The organism is Paenibacillus silvestris (assembly GCF_009882985.1).
Classification (GTDB): domain Bacteria; phylum Bacillota; class Bacilli; order Paenibacillales; family NBRC-103111; genus Paenibacillus_E; species Paenibacillus_E silvestris.
This window is the reverse complement of sequence record NZ_WTUZ01000016.1, coordinates 172,121-189,121: the sequence shown is the minus strand read 5'-3', so window position 1 is coordinate 189,121 and position 17,001 is coordinate 172,121. Positions and strand designations below refer to the sequence as shown.

The window sequence follows — 17,001 nt, the reverse complement described above, 5'->3', positions numbered from 1 at the left end:
TTCTACTGTTAAGTATACAAAGTTGCGAATGGCAAACCATTAGTGAAAACGACTGTCATTATAGGTCAATCCTGTCTCGGGATCGTTGGACGTAAAAATGCCCTGTCAGGTAAACCGACAGGGACAAGAGGGTCGTGTTATCTTTTATTCCAATTTAACAACAAACGATTTCGAATATGTGCCAGCAACAACATAAATAGCAAATTGCTTAATGGTGCGTGTACCGCCTTTTTTGGTATACGTTAATGTAAAATCAGGATTGACAACAATTTGATCTTGCTTACTCGTATCCAACGTTGTGTATTCAATATCACTTATGAAAGCCTGCACACCAGTGACACCTAGCAAATAGGTTGCTTGATGCAGATTAATCGTACCGTAACCCGTAGTAGCCTGCAATTTACCCATTAAGCTGGAATCCCAGATGTACTTGCCGTTCAGTATTGCCGCTGGATCACCTGTAAAGGTTGCTGGGCCGCCATTTGTCTTAATTTCGGTAGGAACTAGAATATCAACGTTGGACCCTTTCGTAATTGTGAGCTTCTGAAGTCCTCCGAGTGGAGAATCGTACCAAACCGTCAAGTTCGTTCTACCTGTATCCAAACCAATAACCCGATTTCCCCTGGTGCCGATGACCTTTGGATTATCAGAAGTAACAGCCTTTGGCGTGATGGAAAACGCCTCAACGCTTGATCCGTCTTTGACTTTTACTACAGCTGTCTGAGTTAACATGGAGTAGTCAGCCAGCAGGTACGTTATATCTGTAACCGTGGGAGCAGCGCCAGTATCGAGGAGTGCTCTACCAATCGCGAAAAGATCACCACTAGCCGACATTTCAACCGAGTAGGTCAAGTTCGCGTTAGCGATGTTTTTGACGTCAACCGTCACAGAATCGGAACTCAACGCCTCAAGGATTTGGCCGGTAGTTGCCTCAACATGAACGATTGTAGCTGTCAGCTTATAACTGCCGCTCAATGTTGGTGAAGGGTTGAATGTTAGACTTGTTATGTCTACATCACCTAAATCTTTCAAAGCCACCAAATTGGCATCGCTAAGCCATACTTCTTTTTTACTGCCATAGGTCACACTAACAACTGAGCCTGTATCACCGCTGATTTTCTCAAGTTTCAATTGAACCTTATAATCATCACGCTTCGTTTTGTACTCAATGCCGAATTGATCGTAAATGATGAATTGGGCTTTGGCCGTAGTTACTCCATTAGCCAAACCATTCAGTGCCAAAACATTTGCAGCAGATCCATTAGCATCAACGATAATTTTATCCGGCTTGCGTCCAGTTTCAATATTCGTCTGGAGTGTTACCACCTGATTCGTGCCATTCTGACGAATATTGATCGTAGCTGGACCCGGTCCTGTCACCTGCTGGACGATAATCGCTCCATTCGCATCAATAGCGGGATTTCCTAGCGTTATGCCACCAGTGGCGAATAGCGATATTTTGCCAGATGATAAAAGAGATGCTCTTTCCGCTGGAGTTAATTCGTAATTGGAAGAGTCGACGATTTTTAAGTTGATAGAAACATTGGTGTCGCCTTCCGTCATTGGTTTGGCTAATGGACCGATCGTTATCGCCGAAGGTGACTTCGGAGTTCTTACTAGAACCGTCTGGGATACTTGCTTACCGTCGTAGAACAAAGTAATCGTAACTTCTTTGTCGCTGTTTAGTCCCGGGTAAGCCACCAATTGTAAATCGGGGTAGCCATCATTTTCGAAATCAACAAAGTCGTTTTGACCTTCACTTTTAAATACATTTCCGAGTCCCCCGGTAAACATCCGCTGAATGCCAATGTTCAAATACAGCGGATCAACGACTCGATTCTCATATTGGTCGTATGCTTTAAAGGCAAGATAAGCTTTCTCACCTGATCTAAAAAGCAACTGACCACTTGGGAGTTTTATATTGTTTTTGGCATCTCCCAAATCAATCTTTTTCACTTGCGGAGGATCGCCAACTGGAAACGTTTTACTAACGGAGATGTATCCACTTTTTTCAAGGATAACAACCGTTATTGAACTATTGTACAGAACATTACTCAAATCCATACCGATTGCGTTAATGCTGGAATAGATTGTAGGTACAACGTTCTTCGTTGCACTGGCACTAACAATTACATTCACATTGCTTGCCGACAATTCCATCTTCTCGCCAAACTGGTTAGTCGCCTTATACTCAATGAGCACTTTTGACTTTGGCAGCTTTTCGGTGTTCGTAACGAATTCAACCTTCGTAACTCGTTCCGTCTCCGGCATAAATGTCATTGTACCTTTTGCAACGTCCACATCGGATAGTACCACTTGATAGCTGCCGAATACGAACTTATCGTCCATATTCATTGTTGCTGTCGTATTGTCTTCCGACCAATCGACACCACCTGTTAGAGGCAGCGGTTCTCCATCTGAATCCAACAGTCCATCTTTGGTAACTGTCAAAACGGCTTTATTGGCATCCACATCGCGATTCAGCCTAACGATCATTTTGGTTTTACCGATTACTTTTACTTCTGCAATCGAAGCTTTCGCAGGTTTAGCCGTAGTCAGATGAAGCTGGAGAGCTGCATAAGAAGCCAGTGCAAGTGTTTTTCGAGTCACGGTAACCGTACCGCCGAATTTGCCATCTGCCTGATTAGTCATGAGCTTTTGCTGCAGCGCGTAGGTGACATAACTTTTATAATTAGCGTCTACCGTCTCATCTTTACTAGGAGCTGCTGCTTTCGCCTTCTCATCCAAGCCGAGTCCTTTGATCAACAGCATAGCGAGCTCTTGGCGGGTAACGTTTCCTGTCGGATTGAACTTGCTATCAACTGCATCATAGGTGAGATTTGCTTTCTTTAGCGCCTCCACATAGTGACTTGAAACGTCATTCGTAGAGACATCTGTAAAACTTGATCCCGTGACCATGTTTTCGATGGTTAATCCCAACACGAGCGTAGCTGTTTTTGCTAACTGAGCTCGATTGATGGCATCTTCCACCCCAAAAGTATCCGCAGACGACTTCTCAATCGCATCCATTTTCAAGAGAACATTGATTTTTTTCTTGTCATCCTTCGAAAGACTTTTCAGATCACTGAGTTGATCAGCTAAATAAGTATCTACCGTTACGGTCGGAGTTGCTGTGGGCTTTGCTGCTGGTTTTGCCGCAGGTTTGGTTGATGGTTTTGGTGCCGTCGTTGTGGATGGTGTTTTGGGTGCAGCGGTTTCTTCCGCACTGACAAAAGGGGTAAAGCAGTAACATAACAGCATAATGGTTAGTAACAAAGCAAGTTCTTTCCTCATTTCGTGCACCTCCTTATCAAGATGATACCCCATTATAAAACGCTTACATTATGTGCAAAAAAAATTATTGCCTCAATGTAATCAGCCCCGCTCTCATTCGCTCATTTTCTTGCATGGACTAACTTTATTACAAAAACGTGGCCGTATTATGGGGGCTTTTATGCAATTTTATAGGTTGTTTTATTCATCCTGCGTTAAAGCACCACGAATCCCACCAATAGCCGCTCACCCGACAAGCCCTTCCAAGTAGCTACTTTTTTTCTTAAGGACTCAACTGACGTTATTCCGCCAAATTCGGCTGAATTGGAGGGGCTATCGGACTGAGGAGACGTTATTCATGGATTCTATCGATGTTCTACGTGATTTCATAGCCGATAGCGGCTCGTGAGTCCGTTAGATACTAAAACTAGCCCAAAAGCACCAAATAGAGCTATCTGGGTCCGTTATGCTCAAATTTGAATAAACACTTTTCCCGCTTCTACCTTCACCGGATACGTCTGCAAATCTACACAAGCAGGCACGCGTTTCGCAACACCCGTGGGAATGTCAAAACGGCCATTATGCTTCGGGCACTCGATTAGATTACCCATGACTAAGCCACCAGACAAATGAAACTTGCCATGGGTACAAAAACCGTCCGATGCGTAGTAGTCGCCTTTCTCCGTGCGATAAATCGCAAATGTCCGATCATGGTGATCGAAACGGATGACATCTTCCATCTCCACTTCATCTGCAGGGCATGCTTCAATCCATTCTCCGAGACTCATCCTAATTCGCTCCTCTCTTTTAACGCATGAGCAGGCCCGTACATATATGGGCGCGCCGTTCTAGGAAGTGGTTTCACCACAACATAAGCAGGGTCTTGCTTTTGCTTTCTTAAAGCACCAACAACCTCTTTCAGTGCTGCCCCTAAACTTGGTCTCGCTGCAGGGCAATCGGATTTCATCTCCTCATGCAGCAGTGGCAGCGCATGGTAAGGAACCATTGGAAACATATGGTGTTCGGTGTGATAGTTCATGTTCCAATACAAAAACCGAAAAATCGGATTCATATAAACCGTTCGAGTGTTCAAACGATGGTCCAGCACATCTTCGTAGAGACCCAAATGCTGCGTAACACCGAACAGGAGCACAACAATTCCACCATAGAAGGAAGGCAGAAACACGAACATTGCAGGTAATAAGCTGCCTGTAACTAGGCATGCTGCCAGAACAGCAAGAATAATAAGCATATAAATGCGTGCTTCTCGAAATGTTTTCCGGTGCTGTGAGGAGGGAATATACGCATTCTCCTGCTCATCCAGCCTGCCGAACGTATGGAGAAAGAATCGTTTAATCTCAATAGGCCCGCCATACAGATGAAAAATTTGCATAATAAGAATTTTCCAAATCGGAGGCCGCTCAGTAATGATCTCTGGATCACGTCCAACGATGATCGTGTCCGTATGATGGCGGGCATGGCTCCACCGCCAAGGAGTTGCCGACCGCAGGACTAGAAAGGACGCAAACTGATACACGACTTCGTTCATCCAAGGCGTCTTAAATGCTGTTCCGTGCCCGCACTCATGCCATCTGGAATCGCCTGGCGTCGCATAGAGAATGCCATAAGCAAGAAAGGCAGGAATTGCCCACCAGGTTCCCCAGGACAAGTAAGCAAGATACCCCAGAATCAGAAGTCCGCCAATCCATATGGTCGTGTCGCGAATGGCCGGGCCATCCTTCCTTTTCATCAATTCTTTCATCCGCTGACGAGGAATTGGGCATGTATACCACTCCGCATCCGCTAGCCCGAGCTCGATTGCCCGATGATTCTCAGCTCCTGTGATGCTGTAGTCCCTTTTTTTCTTTTTTACGGACATGTCAAGTCACTCCTTCTTCCCTTACCTATTAGCCGCCGATTGTTTTCAGCTTGTCATCAAGGAATTTTTTCGCGCGCGGGATATCCTGCTCATCCAGATGCTCGATAATAATCGGAATATTCGGGTGCAGCTTAGACAGCTTTTGCAAATATAAGTCATAGTTCAGAATGCCAAGTCCGGGAGCTGGAAGCTCAACGGCACCTGCACCCCGGAAGGTATGCGACTCGACGGCGTCGATTTCAGCATGCTTCTCTGACAAATCCTCGGCAGGCTTGCAGTCTTTGGCATGCGCAATCTTTATTTTATCCCCGAGTGTATGGAAAATGCGGTTCAATGTCTCATCGACGTGGCCAATGTTGCTGTCCGTGAAGTAGTTAGTCGGGTCCATCAGCAGTCCGAGGCCTGGATGATTGACATCCGAGAATAAACGAGTTAGCGAGTCGACAGAGCCAATCACGTTATTTACGTAGTTTTCCACAAGGAATACCGATCCATGGTCATAAGCGAACTTGGCGAGTGCTTCAATTTGACGGCAAGTCTCCTCGTAAGCTTCCTCCGAACCATTCTTCGGATCCCACACCCAATCACTTTCCGTATGATAAGTGCCCGTCTCGCTGATGACGTACGGAGTCCCCAAATCGCGGGCAAACTTCAGCAAAGTCTGCAAGCCGAACAAATTTTGTTCACGCTTCTTCGGATCTGGATGAATGATGTTCGTATAACCGGAAATGCAGACGATCGGCAAATTAGCATCACGGAAGGCATCGCGAATACGGTGACACTTTTCTTTCGTTAGCGTTTCGTAGGCAAGATCCATGTCTTTGAAGGACAAATCCAGTTGCACACAGGAAAACCCGTCTCTTTTCATGCGGGAGATGGATTCCTCCAAGGAATACGGATAGTACCCATTAAAAATACCGACTGAGATCATTAGCAATTTCCTCCTAGTAAATGAAATGTATTTGTTAGGAATCTGATACTTCGGAAAATAGGACTGTCCTGCCTTCAGCAATGGACTTGTAACAAGCATCGACAGCTGCCATCGTCTTCAAATTATCCCTGCCGCCAATTTCAGGCTCGCTGTCTGATTCGACCGCTCGCAGCAGCTGCGCCATCGTGCCTTGGAATGCATCTGGAAACCAGACTTCGTCCCATGTTGGACGGAACCACTGATTCGGTGCTTGTGTCGTCGTATAGGCTAATGTGCTTGGCGATCTCTCTGGATAAACCGGCCACCCTATCGTGCCCTGTGCCATACCGCTAAGTCCCTCGACCCGCCATTTGATGTAAATATCCTTCTCAGTTCCTTCTCCCGGCCACGCCCAGACGTCATCCAGACTGGTCGCCATGAACTCATTCGCATACTGGAACGTATATTGCGATATCCCGTCTATATGTGGGAATTTGGTCCGGGGATCGCTGCGCGTAACGGCTGTAACTTTCTGCGGATCGCCGAACAAATACCTGAACACGTCAATATGATGAATCCCCATATTCATAATCTCAAGATGCTCATACTTATGCAGAAAGTCCTGCCAATGCGGAATTGCGCGCATTTCTATCGTCGCTATAACTGGCTGCCCAAGATAGCCCCGCTCAAGAATCGTCTTGAGAGCACGCATCGACTGGTCGTAGCGCATGTTGGAATTGACAGCGATTTTGATACCCGCATTCTCGCAAAGTTCCACGATCTCCCGGGCTTCCTTCGTATTCATAGCCAGTGGTTTTTGGCACAAAACGCCTTTGATATGCTTCATCTTCACCGCAAGTCGGACAACTTCAAGCTGCCGATCCGGGGGAAACGCGATATCCAAAATCTCGATATCCGAATCCTGCACCAGCTCCTCCCACGTCCTGTGCACAGTCTTAATGTTCCGCAGTTCTGCAACCGCCTTGGCGTTATCGTAGGTTCGCGATGCGATCGCCACGGGATTAAAGCCAGCATCACGATAAGCCACAAGATGGCAGTCTCGCATAATGAACCCTGAACCGATGCAGCCGATTCGGAAATCTTTGCGTGCCGGCATTTCCGGCCTGATATTCAAATCCAAATTATCCATGCGCTGCGCCTCCTCTTTTCTCAATCCACATCCCTGTTGTGAATCGGACATGTTCACCTGCCCGTATGCCTCGGGCTCCCGTCAGTTCGTGTTCGTAAGGAAGATTGAATGCATCCGTAACATAGGTGTAAGGTTCCAGCGAATAAGCCGATGCCCAATCGGGTCGAAATAAGACGACATAAGGAAAAATCTGATCAAACTGATAAGCAATCGTGTAGTCCCGATTCTTCATATCAATCCGGCATGTACGATCCGCAGCTTGCCCCATGGAGATCAATGAACAGCCAAGCAGCGGATAATTGTCGATAGGGACACCTTCAAGAAGCCCTTGGCTGAAAGCCGACACCTCTGGTGTCCCCATTACGAATGCCTGATTCGTAACAGGCCATTCCGCAGCCGCAGGTATACGAAGGGAAATCTCTTCACCGCTCCCGAACGGAACTGCAAAGTAAGGATGCAGCCCAAAAGCGAACGGTGCTTCCTCCACGCCTTCATTCGTAATTCCTCCTTCCAAATCAAGTCGTCCATCCCACAGCCGATAAGTCATGGTGAAGACCAGCTTATGAGGAAAATAGGCCATTATCTCTGGATGTTCGGCATAGCGAAATTGGCTGGTCACCCAAGCCCCTTCCTCCTCCGAAGCGCCATAAGCTATCACTTCCCATGCCTTGGCACATATTTCACCGTGTAAATGATGGTCAGGAGGCTCGTTCAGAGGCAGCTTATAGGCACGCCCCTTGAATATAAATTGACCCTTCCTCACCCTGTTCGGCGGAGATAAGAGAGGTGTGCCATACTTAAATACCTCATCCGATTCCAGTGAAAAAGATGTTAAGTTCGCAGGCGGCACAAGGACCTCATATCCACCGCAGGTGAAACGATAGAGATTATTACCGATTGCCGGAAGCAGTTCCGCGGAGGAACGGCTTCCTTCATCCGTTAACTTGATGATTGAGAATCCCTCTTTGAGCTCAGTGCCTGCCCGATATTTACCCATGGGCCCCCTCCTTTTACCAATAAAATTCCTCCTGCAAGCGGCGATACTGGCCTGTACGGAGGGGTGCTTTCTCAAATATTTTACGGTTATTATAAAAGGGGTGATGCGTCCCTGCCGGGCTCAAATGAATGACATCATCCCCGCGCCACCGTGTAATAAACTCCTGCCCCACCGCCTTCTCTATGGTTTGGCGCTCACTAAGCGGGAAGGTCAACGTGATTTTCTCGCCAGCCTGGACTTGGCCCATTGCGAGGAAACGCTGGTTCACCCACATGCTTGGTTCGCTTCCGGAATGTGTTCGTACGCTATCTCCAAGCTCTCGGTAAATCTCTACTTTCGCATAACCAGCCCAATCAGGGATACGAACCAACAGCCTAGGCAGGCTGCGATGAATCTCCAATTCCACCCGTCCCTCGTGAGGCAGATGGCTGGAAACGTCTAGCCAACGGGAGCCTCTGCTGAGCAGGAAGTTCACACTGATAGTCCCATTATGCTCTGTAATCGTATTGCTCCATCCCATAAATAAACCGCGCGTCCCTGAGCCGATACAGCAGGTCTGCAGATCGCTGGTATGCCCTCTGCCTCCGCTGACATTACAACAGAAATCGTTCGGTGCGGAGTACCCGGCGAACGCGCCACGCGTGCGCTCCGCCACGTTGAAGTAGGATTTCATCCCAACATCATCATTCGCTTTGTTGTCAGCTCCCACAACCCAATCCAGATTCAGCAGTTGCGACTCCGTTAAGTGGTTGCGCAGGAAACGTTCGACGACGCCCCAGTACTCGACATAGCCGACTCTAGCCAGCGTAATTCCCGTAGAAATCAAGTCCACAAGCGAGCAGGTTTCATGTTCAAATGCTTGTTCGTGCATATCGCCAGGCGTCCAGCCAAACGTTGTACAGCGCGTTAACGCCCAATCATAGCTCTTCTTGACGAAATGGATGATCGAAGCGTCCTGGGTATGCAAAGCAAACCGCGCAAGAGCATCCAGCGTACCAATACGGGTATGGAAATGACCGCTGCGATAAGCAAGCGAATCGTTGAAGCTGCCATCCGGATTGAAAACACCGCTGCGATGAACGATTAGCGCCGAGAAGAACTGGCACAGCTCGAAAGCATCCATGTTCCCTGTCAGCTCATAATACTTGAGCAAGGGCATGACCAAACGACCGCAGAAGGCAGCCGGGTCCGGGGCTAATCGCAGCTGAACCGCGTTCGTCGATGGCCAGCCATTCACCGTGTACTCAGAAGCCGGATAGTACCATACGTCTTTCTCTTTAATAGCGATACGCTTGAGCGCAGCCACATGCTTATCAGCAACATGCTTGATCTTGCGGTCGCCTGTGGACATAAACCAGGAAGTCAGCGCGAGGATGACGGCCCGCTGATCAATCAAATTAGCGTTCGTTTCCCAAGGCGCTTTCGGATTGATTTGGCGGTAACTGAGTCCATCTTCTTTAAAAAAGCTAAGGAAATTGGCTCTGTAACGCTCCTCAATATCCCGCCCCCGCTCGTCTCCTGTCATATGCCTCGCCAAGATGAGGGCATCCACCAAACGGCCATGGCTGGAGCCATAATCCCAATCCCCATGCGTCAGAAACGCTGGCTTCTCCATCAAATTCGCTGCAAAAAAAGGAATATATCCGGCATCCTCATCCGCCATGCCAATAATGGCGCTAAGCACATGCCCAGCCCGCTCTTCGAGCAGAAGGGTGTCTGGTATTTGTTTTGTTTCCTCGCTAATCATCGACAATTGCTCCTTCGTTATACTTTGATCGGAGGTATGAGCACAATCTTGCCATCCTCCACGGTAACCTTCACTTTGTTCGCTTCTTTCATTCCGATGGTCTCCAGATAACTCGCTGGAATTTGCAGCCGACCTGCCTGGTCAAGCACCGCATACTCGACGTGAGACTCCTCTTCTTGCTCTTCAATGCCTTCTTCTAGATCCAACAGTTCTTGCTCATACGACTTACGCCGCAAAATTTCTGACGATGTTCTTCCGTCCCGGATAGCTACCACACGATCCACTTTCTTAGCAAGCATCGGATCATGGGTCACGATCACGATGGTGAGTCCCAGTTCTCGGGATAGCTTCCTGAACAAATCAAGGATTTGGTTAGCCATGCGCGTATCGACCGAACCCGTGGGTTCATCCGCAAGCAGCAGCTTCGGATGATTCGCAAGGGCAATCGCAATCGCTACACGCTGCTGCTCACCACCGGATAACTGGTTCAATTTGTTATTCCTTCGATGGCTAAGCCCAACTGCTTCAAGCAGCTCAAGCGCACGCTCCCGTTTCCGTTTCCCCTGCAGAAGAATAGGCAGCTCCACATTCTCCTGTGCCGTCAAATAGGGGATTAAGTTGCGCGCATTATTCTGCCAAACGAAACCGACCGACTCGCGTTTATATTTGACGAGGTCCTTCTCGCGAATACTAAGAAGGTCCTTGCCATCTACGATCAAACGTCCTGCCGAAGGACGATCAAGTCCCCCAAGCATATTCAGCAGCGTTGATTTGCCGCTGCCGCTATTGCCGATAATGGCCATCAGTTCGCCAGCTTCCACATGCAGATCCAGCCCCTGCAAGGCCACAACTTCCAAATCAGCAATTTTGTAGATTTTAACCAGATTATCGCAGTGTATCATCTTAATCCTCCCCAAGCTTCACGGCTTGATGTATCCGGATGCGCGAGACGATATGTCCAAGCACCACAAGTCCAATGGAGATCATGACTGTAACGATCCCATATAGCCGCTGATGGTCGCGTGGATCGAACGTAACTTGAAACGGAGGTACCTGTGTGCTGGGATCGAACGATAACTCGAATAAGGGAACAAACAAGTGGCTTGCGACGTTGCCCGTCATCATCCCAATAAGAATTGCTGCTCCCGATACCATCACTTGTTCACCAATCAGCATGCCAATCAACTGTGCGACGGAAACTCCCATCGCTCTGAAGATCCCGAACTGCAGCGTCCGAGCGGATAAGGATAACACCCAGTAGAGCAGGAATCCGAAGAAGCAAACGACAACCGAAATGATAAACCCTAATGTCATCACACCGTTAATCGCTAGCTGAAAAGGATCTTTGACCGCCAAGATCTGCGCTTGCTTCGCGTCCGTCAACGACTCGATATCATAACCATGCTTGGTCACTGCCTGATAGACGGCTTGACTGCTCCCTTCCGGCTTCAGTTTCATCCAAACCTCATAAGGCTCAATCCCAATGTTGTTCTGTATGTAAGTCAGATGACCCACGATCAGCATCGGTTTCTTGACCTTCGTTGTCGTACCTTGCTTCGTGGTAACCGAAATCGTATCGCCTGCTCCAGGATTCGGATTCCAGGATGGCCAATAATCGATGATCCCGAAGACGGTAACAGAGGCAGGCTCAAGATTCTGCCAACCGACTGACAAAGTGTCTCCTACTTTGACGCCATATTCTTCTGCCATCGACTTGGAGATCAAAACGGCTGAAGGATTTTTGGCAATGAGATTCAGATACTCGTTAATATGATGATCCAGCAACTGATCTCTGAGCCAAGCCGTCTCACCGAATGCTTTCGTGTCAATGCCCATCAGCTGGACCGTTGCATTCGTTTTGCCTTTGGTGAACGAGGCATCCTTTCTGACAAACACCTTCGCTGCATGCTCCACCCCTGGGAACTGGGTAAATGGCAGGAAAGATGGCTCGCTATATTGAACCTTTGGAGGTGCGGTCACGGGTTCGTCTTCCGATGAGGTTTCCAAAGACGTGCTGTCATCGCCCGAGTCCTCTGCACCAAACAAGATTGCTGGCGGCGCATCATTCTCCCAATGAATCTTCATGACGATATCGGCGCCTGCGGAATACCGAATTTTGTCCGTCGTATTCTGATTGATTGTACGTGTGGCACTCGCACTGAAGAGTCCAGTTGCAATCGTAATAATGAGAAACACCATAATAAATTGATATTGAATAATCGAACGGCTCACCTGGATTAAAGTCGTATAAATCGTTGGCGGCCACCAGCGTTTACCGATTTTGTACAAAAGCTTCATGAACAAAGGATATAAGCGCAGCACTAGCAGTCCGAGTCCGAAAATAAACATCGCAGGAATGAGAAACAACAGCGGATCTACTCTTAAATCACCTGATTTCAGACCAAGTGAGAGGATATCTTTGACCCTTGTTTTGTAATTCTGCAAGCCGTATAACGAAATACCGATGATTGCGATATCGAGAAAAAAACGATGCCAAAATGACTGCTTCTGCATTCTTGCTGTTTGCTGCTTGTGGCCGACAATGGTTACTCTTGTCGCAAGGACGACGGGAATAAGCGTCATGACAAGCGATGCAGAGATTGCGACGAAAGCATACAGAAAGGCATCCTGATTAAGCGCAGTTTCTAACTTAGCACGCTGAACAAATTCAAGAAATCCGCTGGATGCACCTAATAGACTAGTAATCAACTCGCCAAAATACGGCCCAACCGCAAAGGCAATCGCTCCAAGCACCACGCCTTCAACGGCGTAACTGAGAACAATTTGTGTACGGCTGGCTCCCCGGCTTCGCAGCACGGCGATTTCCGTTTTTTGCCTTTCCGTAATGAGGTTGGCTACCATGAATAAGTAAAAAGCGAGCATCAGCATAACAGGCACATTAAGCGACCATAACATCTTCCGCAAATTCGCTTCTTTTACATAGTAGTTCGTGAGTGTTTGGAGTGCTGGCACGTTTTTATTATGGTTTTCATAATGAGCATCCATATAAGCATTGATGGCTTGGTCGTTGTAAAGAAATCCGTCGGCGGAAGCCAGCGTCAACAGCTTGTAGTCAAGTGCGAAGTACCAATAACTGGACTGAACATTCAGCTTACCGCCCTCCGTGAACGCTTTCTCAAACAGATTAAAATCGATAATGAAGCTATTCTTATAACTGCTTGTATTGTTGTACCAAAATGTATCGGTGTAGTCTTTGCGATCAAATACGCCAACAGGTTTAATGGAAATGGGTTCCTTCAAACCCACATCTTTGATAATGAAAACGGTGTTCAGCACCATCCCGAGTTCAGTTAAAGATTCGGGCGCAACAAGTGCTTCATACACCCCGTTAACCGGTTCTTTCGCCGGTAATCGTCCATCCACTAGCTTGATGTGGCTTTCCATGCCATCAATCGCAGAAATATCAGCCGATCTTTGCAGATTAATATCGATTTTGTCTGGTTGCGCCGGCATTAAATTATAGCGCTGCGTCGCTCTTTCGCGAACGAAAGTCTGCACGGGAATGCCGAATCGTCCCTCTCTTTCCTTCAAAAACTGTTCCGTTTCTGAGATCGTGACATGTTTCTGTTGTTTTTCTTGCGCGGAAAAAGAGGCCGACAGCCAATAAATGCCCGGATATTGATTGCTCCCCAGCTGCAGCTGCTGCATTTCTTGAATGAGTAGTCTTTGCAAAATGGCACTCGTATAAATCGGCATGCTGCTCGCCAGTGCGACAGACAGCACAAGCCCGAACAACAAGCTAAGCTCAAGCCATTTATTATTGATCATTTTGCGCAAGATCATGATAAATAATGCCAATGTCTTAGCCTCCTAGTTGTTCAGGATAATCTGCTGCCCTTCGCTTAACCCTTTGCGTATTTCCACTTCTGTTGCGGCAACGATTCCTTTTTCCACATCAATTTCCTTACGGCTCTCACCGTCGAGCACCTGTACAAAATCGCGCCCCATATAGTTGCGAAGTCCGGCTCTTGGAATTACCATGACCTGCTCCCGCCTCTGGGTCACAATCGTGATATCGGCTTGATTGCCAATCACGACTTCTGGAGGTAAACCTGTTACTTGGATGTAAACAGCTTTCGCATTTTTGTCCTGAATCGCTTTATTACTGTTCGGCGGTGCAGAGAGAGGGGTCTGAACGACCTTCCCAGGATACGTTTTATCTTTGATTTTCACCGTTACATCCATGCCGACTTCGACTCCACCCAAATCATTTGCACTAGAAGCCGTATAAACGAGCTTCATCTGTTTCTGATCTGAAAGTGTGATAACTTGTTTGTAGGCAACGACTTGATCCCCCGGCTGAAGCGTATCGATAAACGTCACGATCCCATCAATCGTAGAAGTCAGTCTTGTATTCTGAACTTGGTTCTCCAGCGATTCCAGTTGCAGCTGGGCGCTTTCCATATCAAGCAGCTTCATTCGAATATCGGGATCATCGGCATCTTTTTCCGCCATCGCTTGCTGGAGTGAAATTTTCAATTTCTCGATGGCAATTTGCTGGAGCTTCAGCTTCATTTCCAAATCAGACGTTTCTGTTGTTGCCAGGACGTCCCCGGCTTTTACCTGATCACCCAGTTTCACGTTGATTTTCTTCAAACGTCCACCGGACTCTGAATAAAATAAATAGTCCATTTTATCGGAAGCAAAAGTAGCAACACCCGTAATTTGCTGGGTAATATTACTGCGCTTGACCGTGTACAGGCTTAAGGTTTCCTTCGCCGGTTCCACAAGCGGTGGTTTCAATTCGTCTTCTTCAACTGGCAAAAATGAGCATCCTGCTAACATCCACGCCATGCAGCATAGGCCGATAATCGGCCATACGGCGCGTTTAAGTCGCATCGACAATTTGTCCATCCTCCAATGCGTAAACATGATCGGCGTAACTCATAATGGCGGGATCGTGCGTCGTGAGAATGATCGTCATTCCCTCATGCTGTACCAAATCTTTGAATACACGCATCACTTGCGCCCCCATCTTGCTGTCTAATTCAGCCGTCGGCTCGTCAGCGAGAATTAACGTCGGTTTATGGGCAATTGCTCTTGCAATAGCCACCCGCTGCTGCTCTCCTCCGGACATTTCAAACGGTCTATGTTTCATCCTTGCTTTAAGTCCCACATATTCTAGCGCGCTTTCCGTGTAACTCTTAAAATTAACCGATTTCACACCGGCAATACGCAAACCAAACTCGACATTCTCATACGCCGTCATTAACGGAACGAGGCCAAAAGATTGAAAAATAAGCCCCATATCCTTACGCCGGAGGGCGTTACGTTTACTCTCTGAATATCCGCTGATTTCATTGCCGCCAAAGAAAACGCGCCCTTCTGTCGGTCGATCCAGCGCTCCCAAAATATTGATTAGTGTCGTTTTGCCAGAGCCTGAACGACCCCTGAGTGCAATGAGCTGCTTTGACGGAATACTTAAGCTTGCTCCTCTCAAGGCATGAACAGCAGCTGAGCCGCGTCCAAATATGCGGGTAACGCCTTCGGCCTTAACAAGAGGTGAAGAACTTGCTTGTTGCTGCTGTGCATTCATGACCACTCACGCTCCTAGATGTGCGGATTTGGCTAGAGAAAGAACTCCAGTTCGAAAACTGGAGTTCGACATGTTGACTCAAAGCTATTAGCCGTTTTGCAGCGTCCACAAAACAAGGGCATCCAAAAGCTTCCAATTACTATCTGTCGCGTTATCATAATTACCAGCAAATGAGAAGAAAGAAAGTCGCGCTTGCACTTCATAACCGCTATCCGAGTGCGTTCCTTTGTTGTAATAGAAGATCGTTGCTTCTTTCGGTTTTCCTGGAACGGTAGCTACAACAGTTGCTTCTTTACCCGGAAGGCCATAAGCAATAGCTGTTTTGGGATCCGTTGTTAATAGAAGCTCGACATCTCCTGACAGTCCAGCTGCCGCTTTATCCTTCGGCTCAGCAATCGTCGTAGATTTAATATTATACTCGTTGGTGTTCTCCTCTTGGGAGGAAAGTCCGAGATAGTACATACCGTGATTTTTCAAATAAACCGTTGGAATTGCCACATCTTTCATGATGCCGGAACGCAGATATTTGGAGTTTAGCGTGTTGCTGACAATTATCAAATCGTAGCCTTCCGCTTTTTCAGCCGTAAATTTGTCGCAATTCACCCATGTCACTCTAAAACCAAGATCTTTCATGCGAGTAATTAGCTTCTCATCATCCGGATTTTCTTTCAGTTGTGTCATTTGCGAGCTTTGACGTGTGATGAAGAGCATTTTCTTGCCTTGTGCAGAAATTTCTTCAGCTGGTGCTGCTGGTTCATCTCCTGGCTGCGGCTGAACCTCTGGTTCAGCTGTTTCTTCTGGCGCACCGCCAGTAAGAATTTGTTTCGCTGCAAAGCTTGCAAGAGCCAACATTTTGCGTGTAGCGGATGTTTTTCCGCTGAACTTACCTGCCGATTGATTCGTTAGCAAATTTTTCTCAAGAGCAAGAGAGACATAACCTTTGGCCCAGTCATCTACGGTAGAATCATCAACGGGCTCAGCCGAACTAGCGTCAGCATCCAAGCCTAATCCACGGATCAGGAACGCCGCAAGCTCTTGGCGGGAAACCTCACCAGCTGGTTTGTAGGTTTTGCCTTCCTCATCGTAACCATTCGTAAGTCCTGCCTTCTTCAATGCCTCAATGTAAGGAAGCGCATAGGAATTGGCTGGATCATCGGCACTAACATCGCTAAAGGAAGAAACCGTAAGTGTATTGTCAACTTCAAGGTCAAAAATAATAGCAGCTACTTTCGCAAATTGTGCCCGATTCATCCGAGCGTCAAGTCCGAATGTATCTTCCGTCAACCCATTAAAAACGCCATCTTGGATAAGCGAATCGAACTTATCTTTATCTGCTTTCGGTAAATTTTTTAAATCTTTGAAATCGTCAACACTTTTGACTGCTGCGGCTGGTGCATCCGCTTCCGCTGCAAAAGCAAACGGCAGGATCGTTGAGAACATGAGTAGGATAGATAGTAATGAGAATACAAATTTTTTCAAGTGAATTCA

General features: G+C 47.4%; 12 protein-coding genes. All 12 read right to left on the bottom strand.

Annotated elements, in window-relative coordinates; all coding sequences use genetic code 11:
* Window positions 1–144 precede the first annotated feature (144 nt).
* The 12 genes from GQF01_RS13665 to GQF01_RS13610 all read right to left on the bottom strand — a co-directional run bounded on the left by GQF01_RS13665 (window position 145) and on the right by GQF01_RS13610 (window position 16,992).
* A complete protein-coding gene (locus GQF01_RS13665; protein ID WP_161407313.1) occupies window positions 145–3,294 on the bottom strand; it encodes an S-layer homology domain-containing protein in 3,150 nt (1,049 codons plus the stop codon).
* Between the two features lie 449 nt (window positions 3,295–3,743).
* Window positions 3,744–4,061: a MocE family 2Fe-2S type ferredoxin gene (locus tag GQF01_RS13660; protein WP_145655747.1), complete on the bottom strand. Its 318-nt coding sequence runs from the start codon at window positions 4,059–4,061 to the stop codon at window positions 3,744–3,746.
* Window positions 4,058–5,152, bottom strand: a complete 1,095-nt coding sequence (locus tag GQF01_RS13655; protein ID WP_161407312.1) for a fatty acid desaturase family protein — start codon at window positions 5,150–5,152, stop codon at window positions 4,058–4,060. The genes GQF01_RS13660 and GQF01_RS13655 overlap by 4 nt, the downstream gene beginning before the upstream one ends.
* Window positions 5,153–5,180: 28 nt before the next feature.
* Window positions 5,181–6,083 carry a sugar phosphate isomerase/epimerase family protein gene (locus GQF01_RS13650; RefSeq protein ID WP_161407311.1) on the bottom strand — a complete coding sequence of 301 codons (903 nt, stop codon included), beginning with the start codon at window positions 6,081–6,083 and terminating at the stop codon, window positions 5,181–5,183.
* A 34-nt stretch (window positions 6,084–6,117) separates the two neighbouring features.
* On the bottom strand, window positions 6,118–7,212 hold the full coding sequence (locus GQF01_RS13645; protein WP_161407310.1) for a Gfo/Idh/MocA family protein: 1,095 nt from the start codon (window positions 7,210–7,212) through the stop codon (window positions 6,118–6,120).
* On the bottom strand, window positions 7,205–8,209 hold the full coding sequence (locus GQF01_RS13640; protein WP_161407309.1) for an aldose 1-epimerase: 1,005 nt from the start codon (window positions 8,207–8,209) through the stop codon (window positions 7,205–7,207). Before GQF01_RS13640 ends, GQF01_RS13645 begins: the two co-directional genes overlap by 8 nt.
* Window positions 8,210–8,222: 13 nt before the next feature.
* Complete coding sequence (locus tag GQF01_RS13635) at window positions 8,223–9,956, bottom strand: glycoside hydrolase family protein (RefSeq protein ID WP_161407308.1); 1,734 nt, start codon at window positions 9,954–9,956, stop codon at window positions 8,223–8,225.
* A 17-nt stretch (window positions 9,957–9,973) separates the two neighbouring features.
* On the bottom strand, window positions 9,974–10,858 hold the full coding sequence (locus GQF01_RS13630; RefSeq protein ID WP_161407307.1) for an ABC transporter ATP-binding protein: 885 nt from the start codon (window positions 10,856–10,858) through the stop codon (window positions 9,974–9,976).
* A 1-nt stretch (window position 10,859) separates the two neighbouring features.
* On the bottom strand, window positions 10,860–13,775 hold the full coding sequence (locus GQF01_RS13625; RefSeq protein ID WP_161407306.1) for an ABC transporter permease: 2,916 nt from the start codon (window positions 13,773–13,775) through the stop codon (window positions 10,860–10,862).
* A gap of 12 nt (window positions 13,776–13,787) precedes the next feature.
* A complete protein-coding gene (locus tag GQF01_RS13620) occupies window positions 13,788–14,816 on the bottom strand; it encodes an efflux RND transporter periplasmic adaptor subunit (RefSeq protein ID WP_161407443.1) in 1,029 nt (342 codons plus the stop codon).
* The gene (locus GQF01_RS13615) at window positions 14,806–15,513 is read right to left on the bottom strand and encodes an ABC transporter ATP-binding protein (protein WP_161407305.1); all 708 of its coding nucleotides are present in this window, start codon (window positions 15,511–15,513) and stop codon (window positions 14,806–14,808) included. The genes GQF01_RS13620 and GQF01_RS13615 overlap by 11 nt, the downstream gene beginning before the upstream one ends.
* An 87-nt stretch (window positions 15,514–15,600) precedes the next feature.
* Entirely contained in the window at window positions 15,601–16,992 is a 1,392-nt protein-coding gene (locus tag GQF01_RS13610; protein WP_161407304.1) for an S-layer homology domain-containing protein, read from the bottom strand.
* Window positions 16,993–17,001: the final 9 nt, after the last annotated feature.

What these genes read in the sequence shown, in the direction of transcription:
- GQF01_RS13665 (WP_161407313.1), bottom strand. Translation starts at nt 3,294, where the DNA reads ATGAGGAAAGAACTTGCTTTGTTACTAACCATTATGCTGTTATGTTAC.
- GQF01_RS13630 (WP_161407307.1), bottom strand. Translation starts at nt 10,858, where the DNA reads ATGATACACTGCGATAATCTGGTTAAAATCTACAAAATTGCTGATTTG.
- GQF01_RS13655 (WP_161407312.1), bottom strand. Translation starts at nt 5,152, where the DNA reads ATGTCCGTAAAAAAGAAAAAAAGGGACTACAGCATCACAGGAGCTGAG.
- GQF01_RS13650 (WP_161407311.1), bottom strand. Translation starts at nt 6,083, where the DNA reads ATGATCTCAGTCGGTATTTTTAATGGGTACTATCCGTATTCCTTGGAG.
- GQF01_RS13615 (WP_161407305.1), bottom strand. Translation starts at nt 15,513, where the DNA reads ATGAATGCACAGCAGCAACAAGCAAGTTCTTCACCTCTTGTTAAGGCC.
- GQF01_RS13660 (WP_145655747.1), bottom strand. Translation starts at nt 4,061, where the DNA reads ATGAGTCTCGGAGAATGGATTGAAGCATGCCCTGCAGATGAAGTGGAG.
- GQF01_RS13620 (WP_161407443.1), bottom strand. Translation starts at nt 14,816, where the DNA reads ATGCGACTTAAACGCGCCGTATGGCCGATTATCGGCCTATGCTGCATG.
- GQF01_RS13635 (WP_161407308.1), bottom strand. Translation starts at nt 9,956, where the DNA reads ATGATTAGCGAGGAAACAAAACAAATACCAGACACCCTTCTGCTCGAA.
- GQF01_RS13645 (WP_161407310.1), bottom strand. Translation starts at nt 7,212, where the DNA reads ATGGATAATTTGGATTTGAATATCAGGCCGGAAATGCCGGCACGCAAA.
- GQF01_RS13640 (WP_161407309.1), bottom strand. Translation starts at nt 8,209, where the DNA reads ATGGGTAAATATCGGGCAGGCACTGAGCTCAAAGAGGGATTCTCAATC.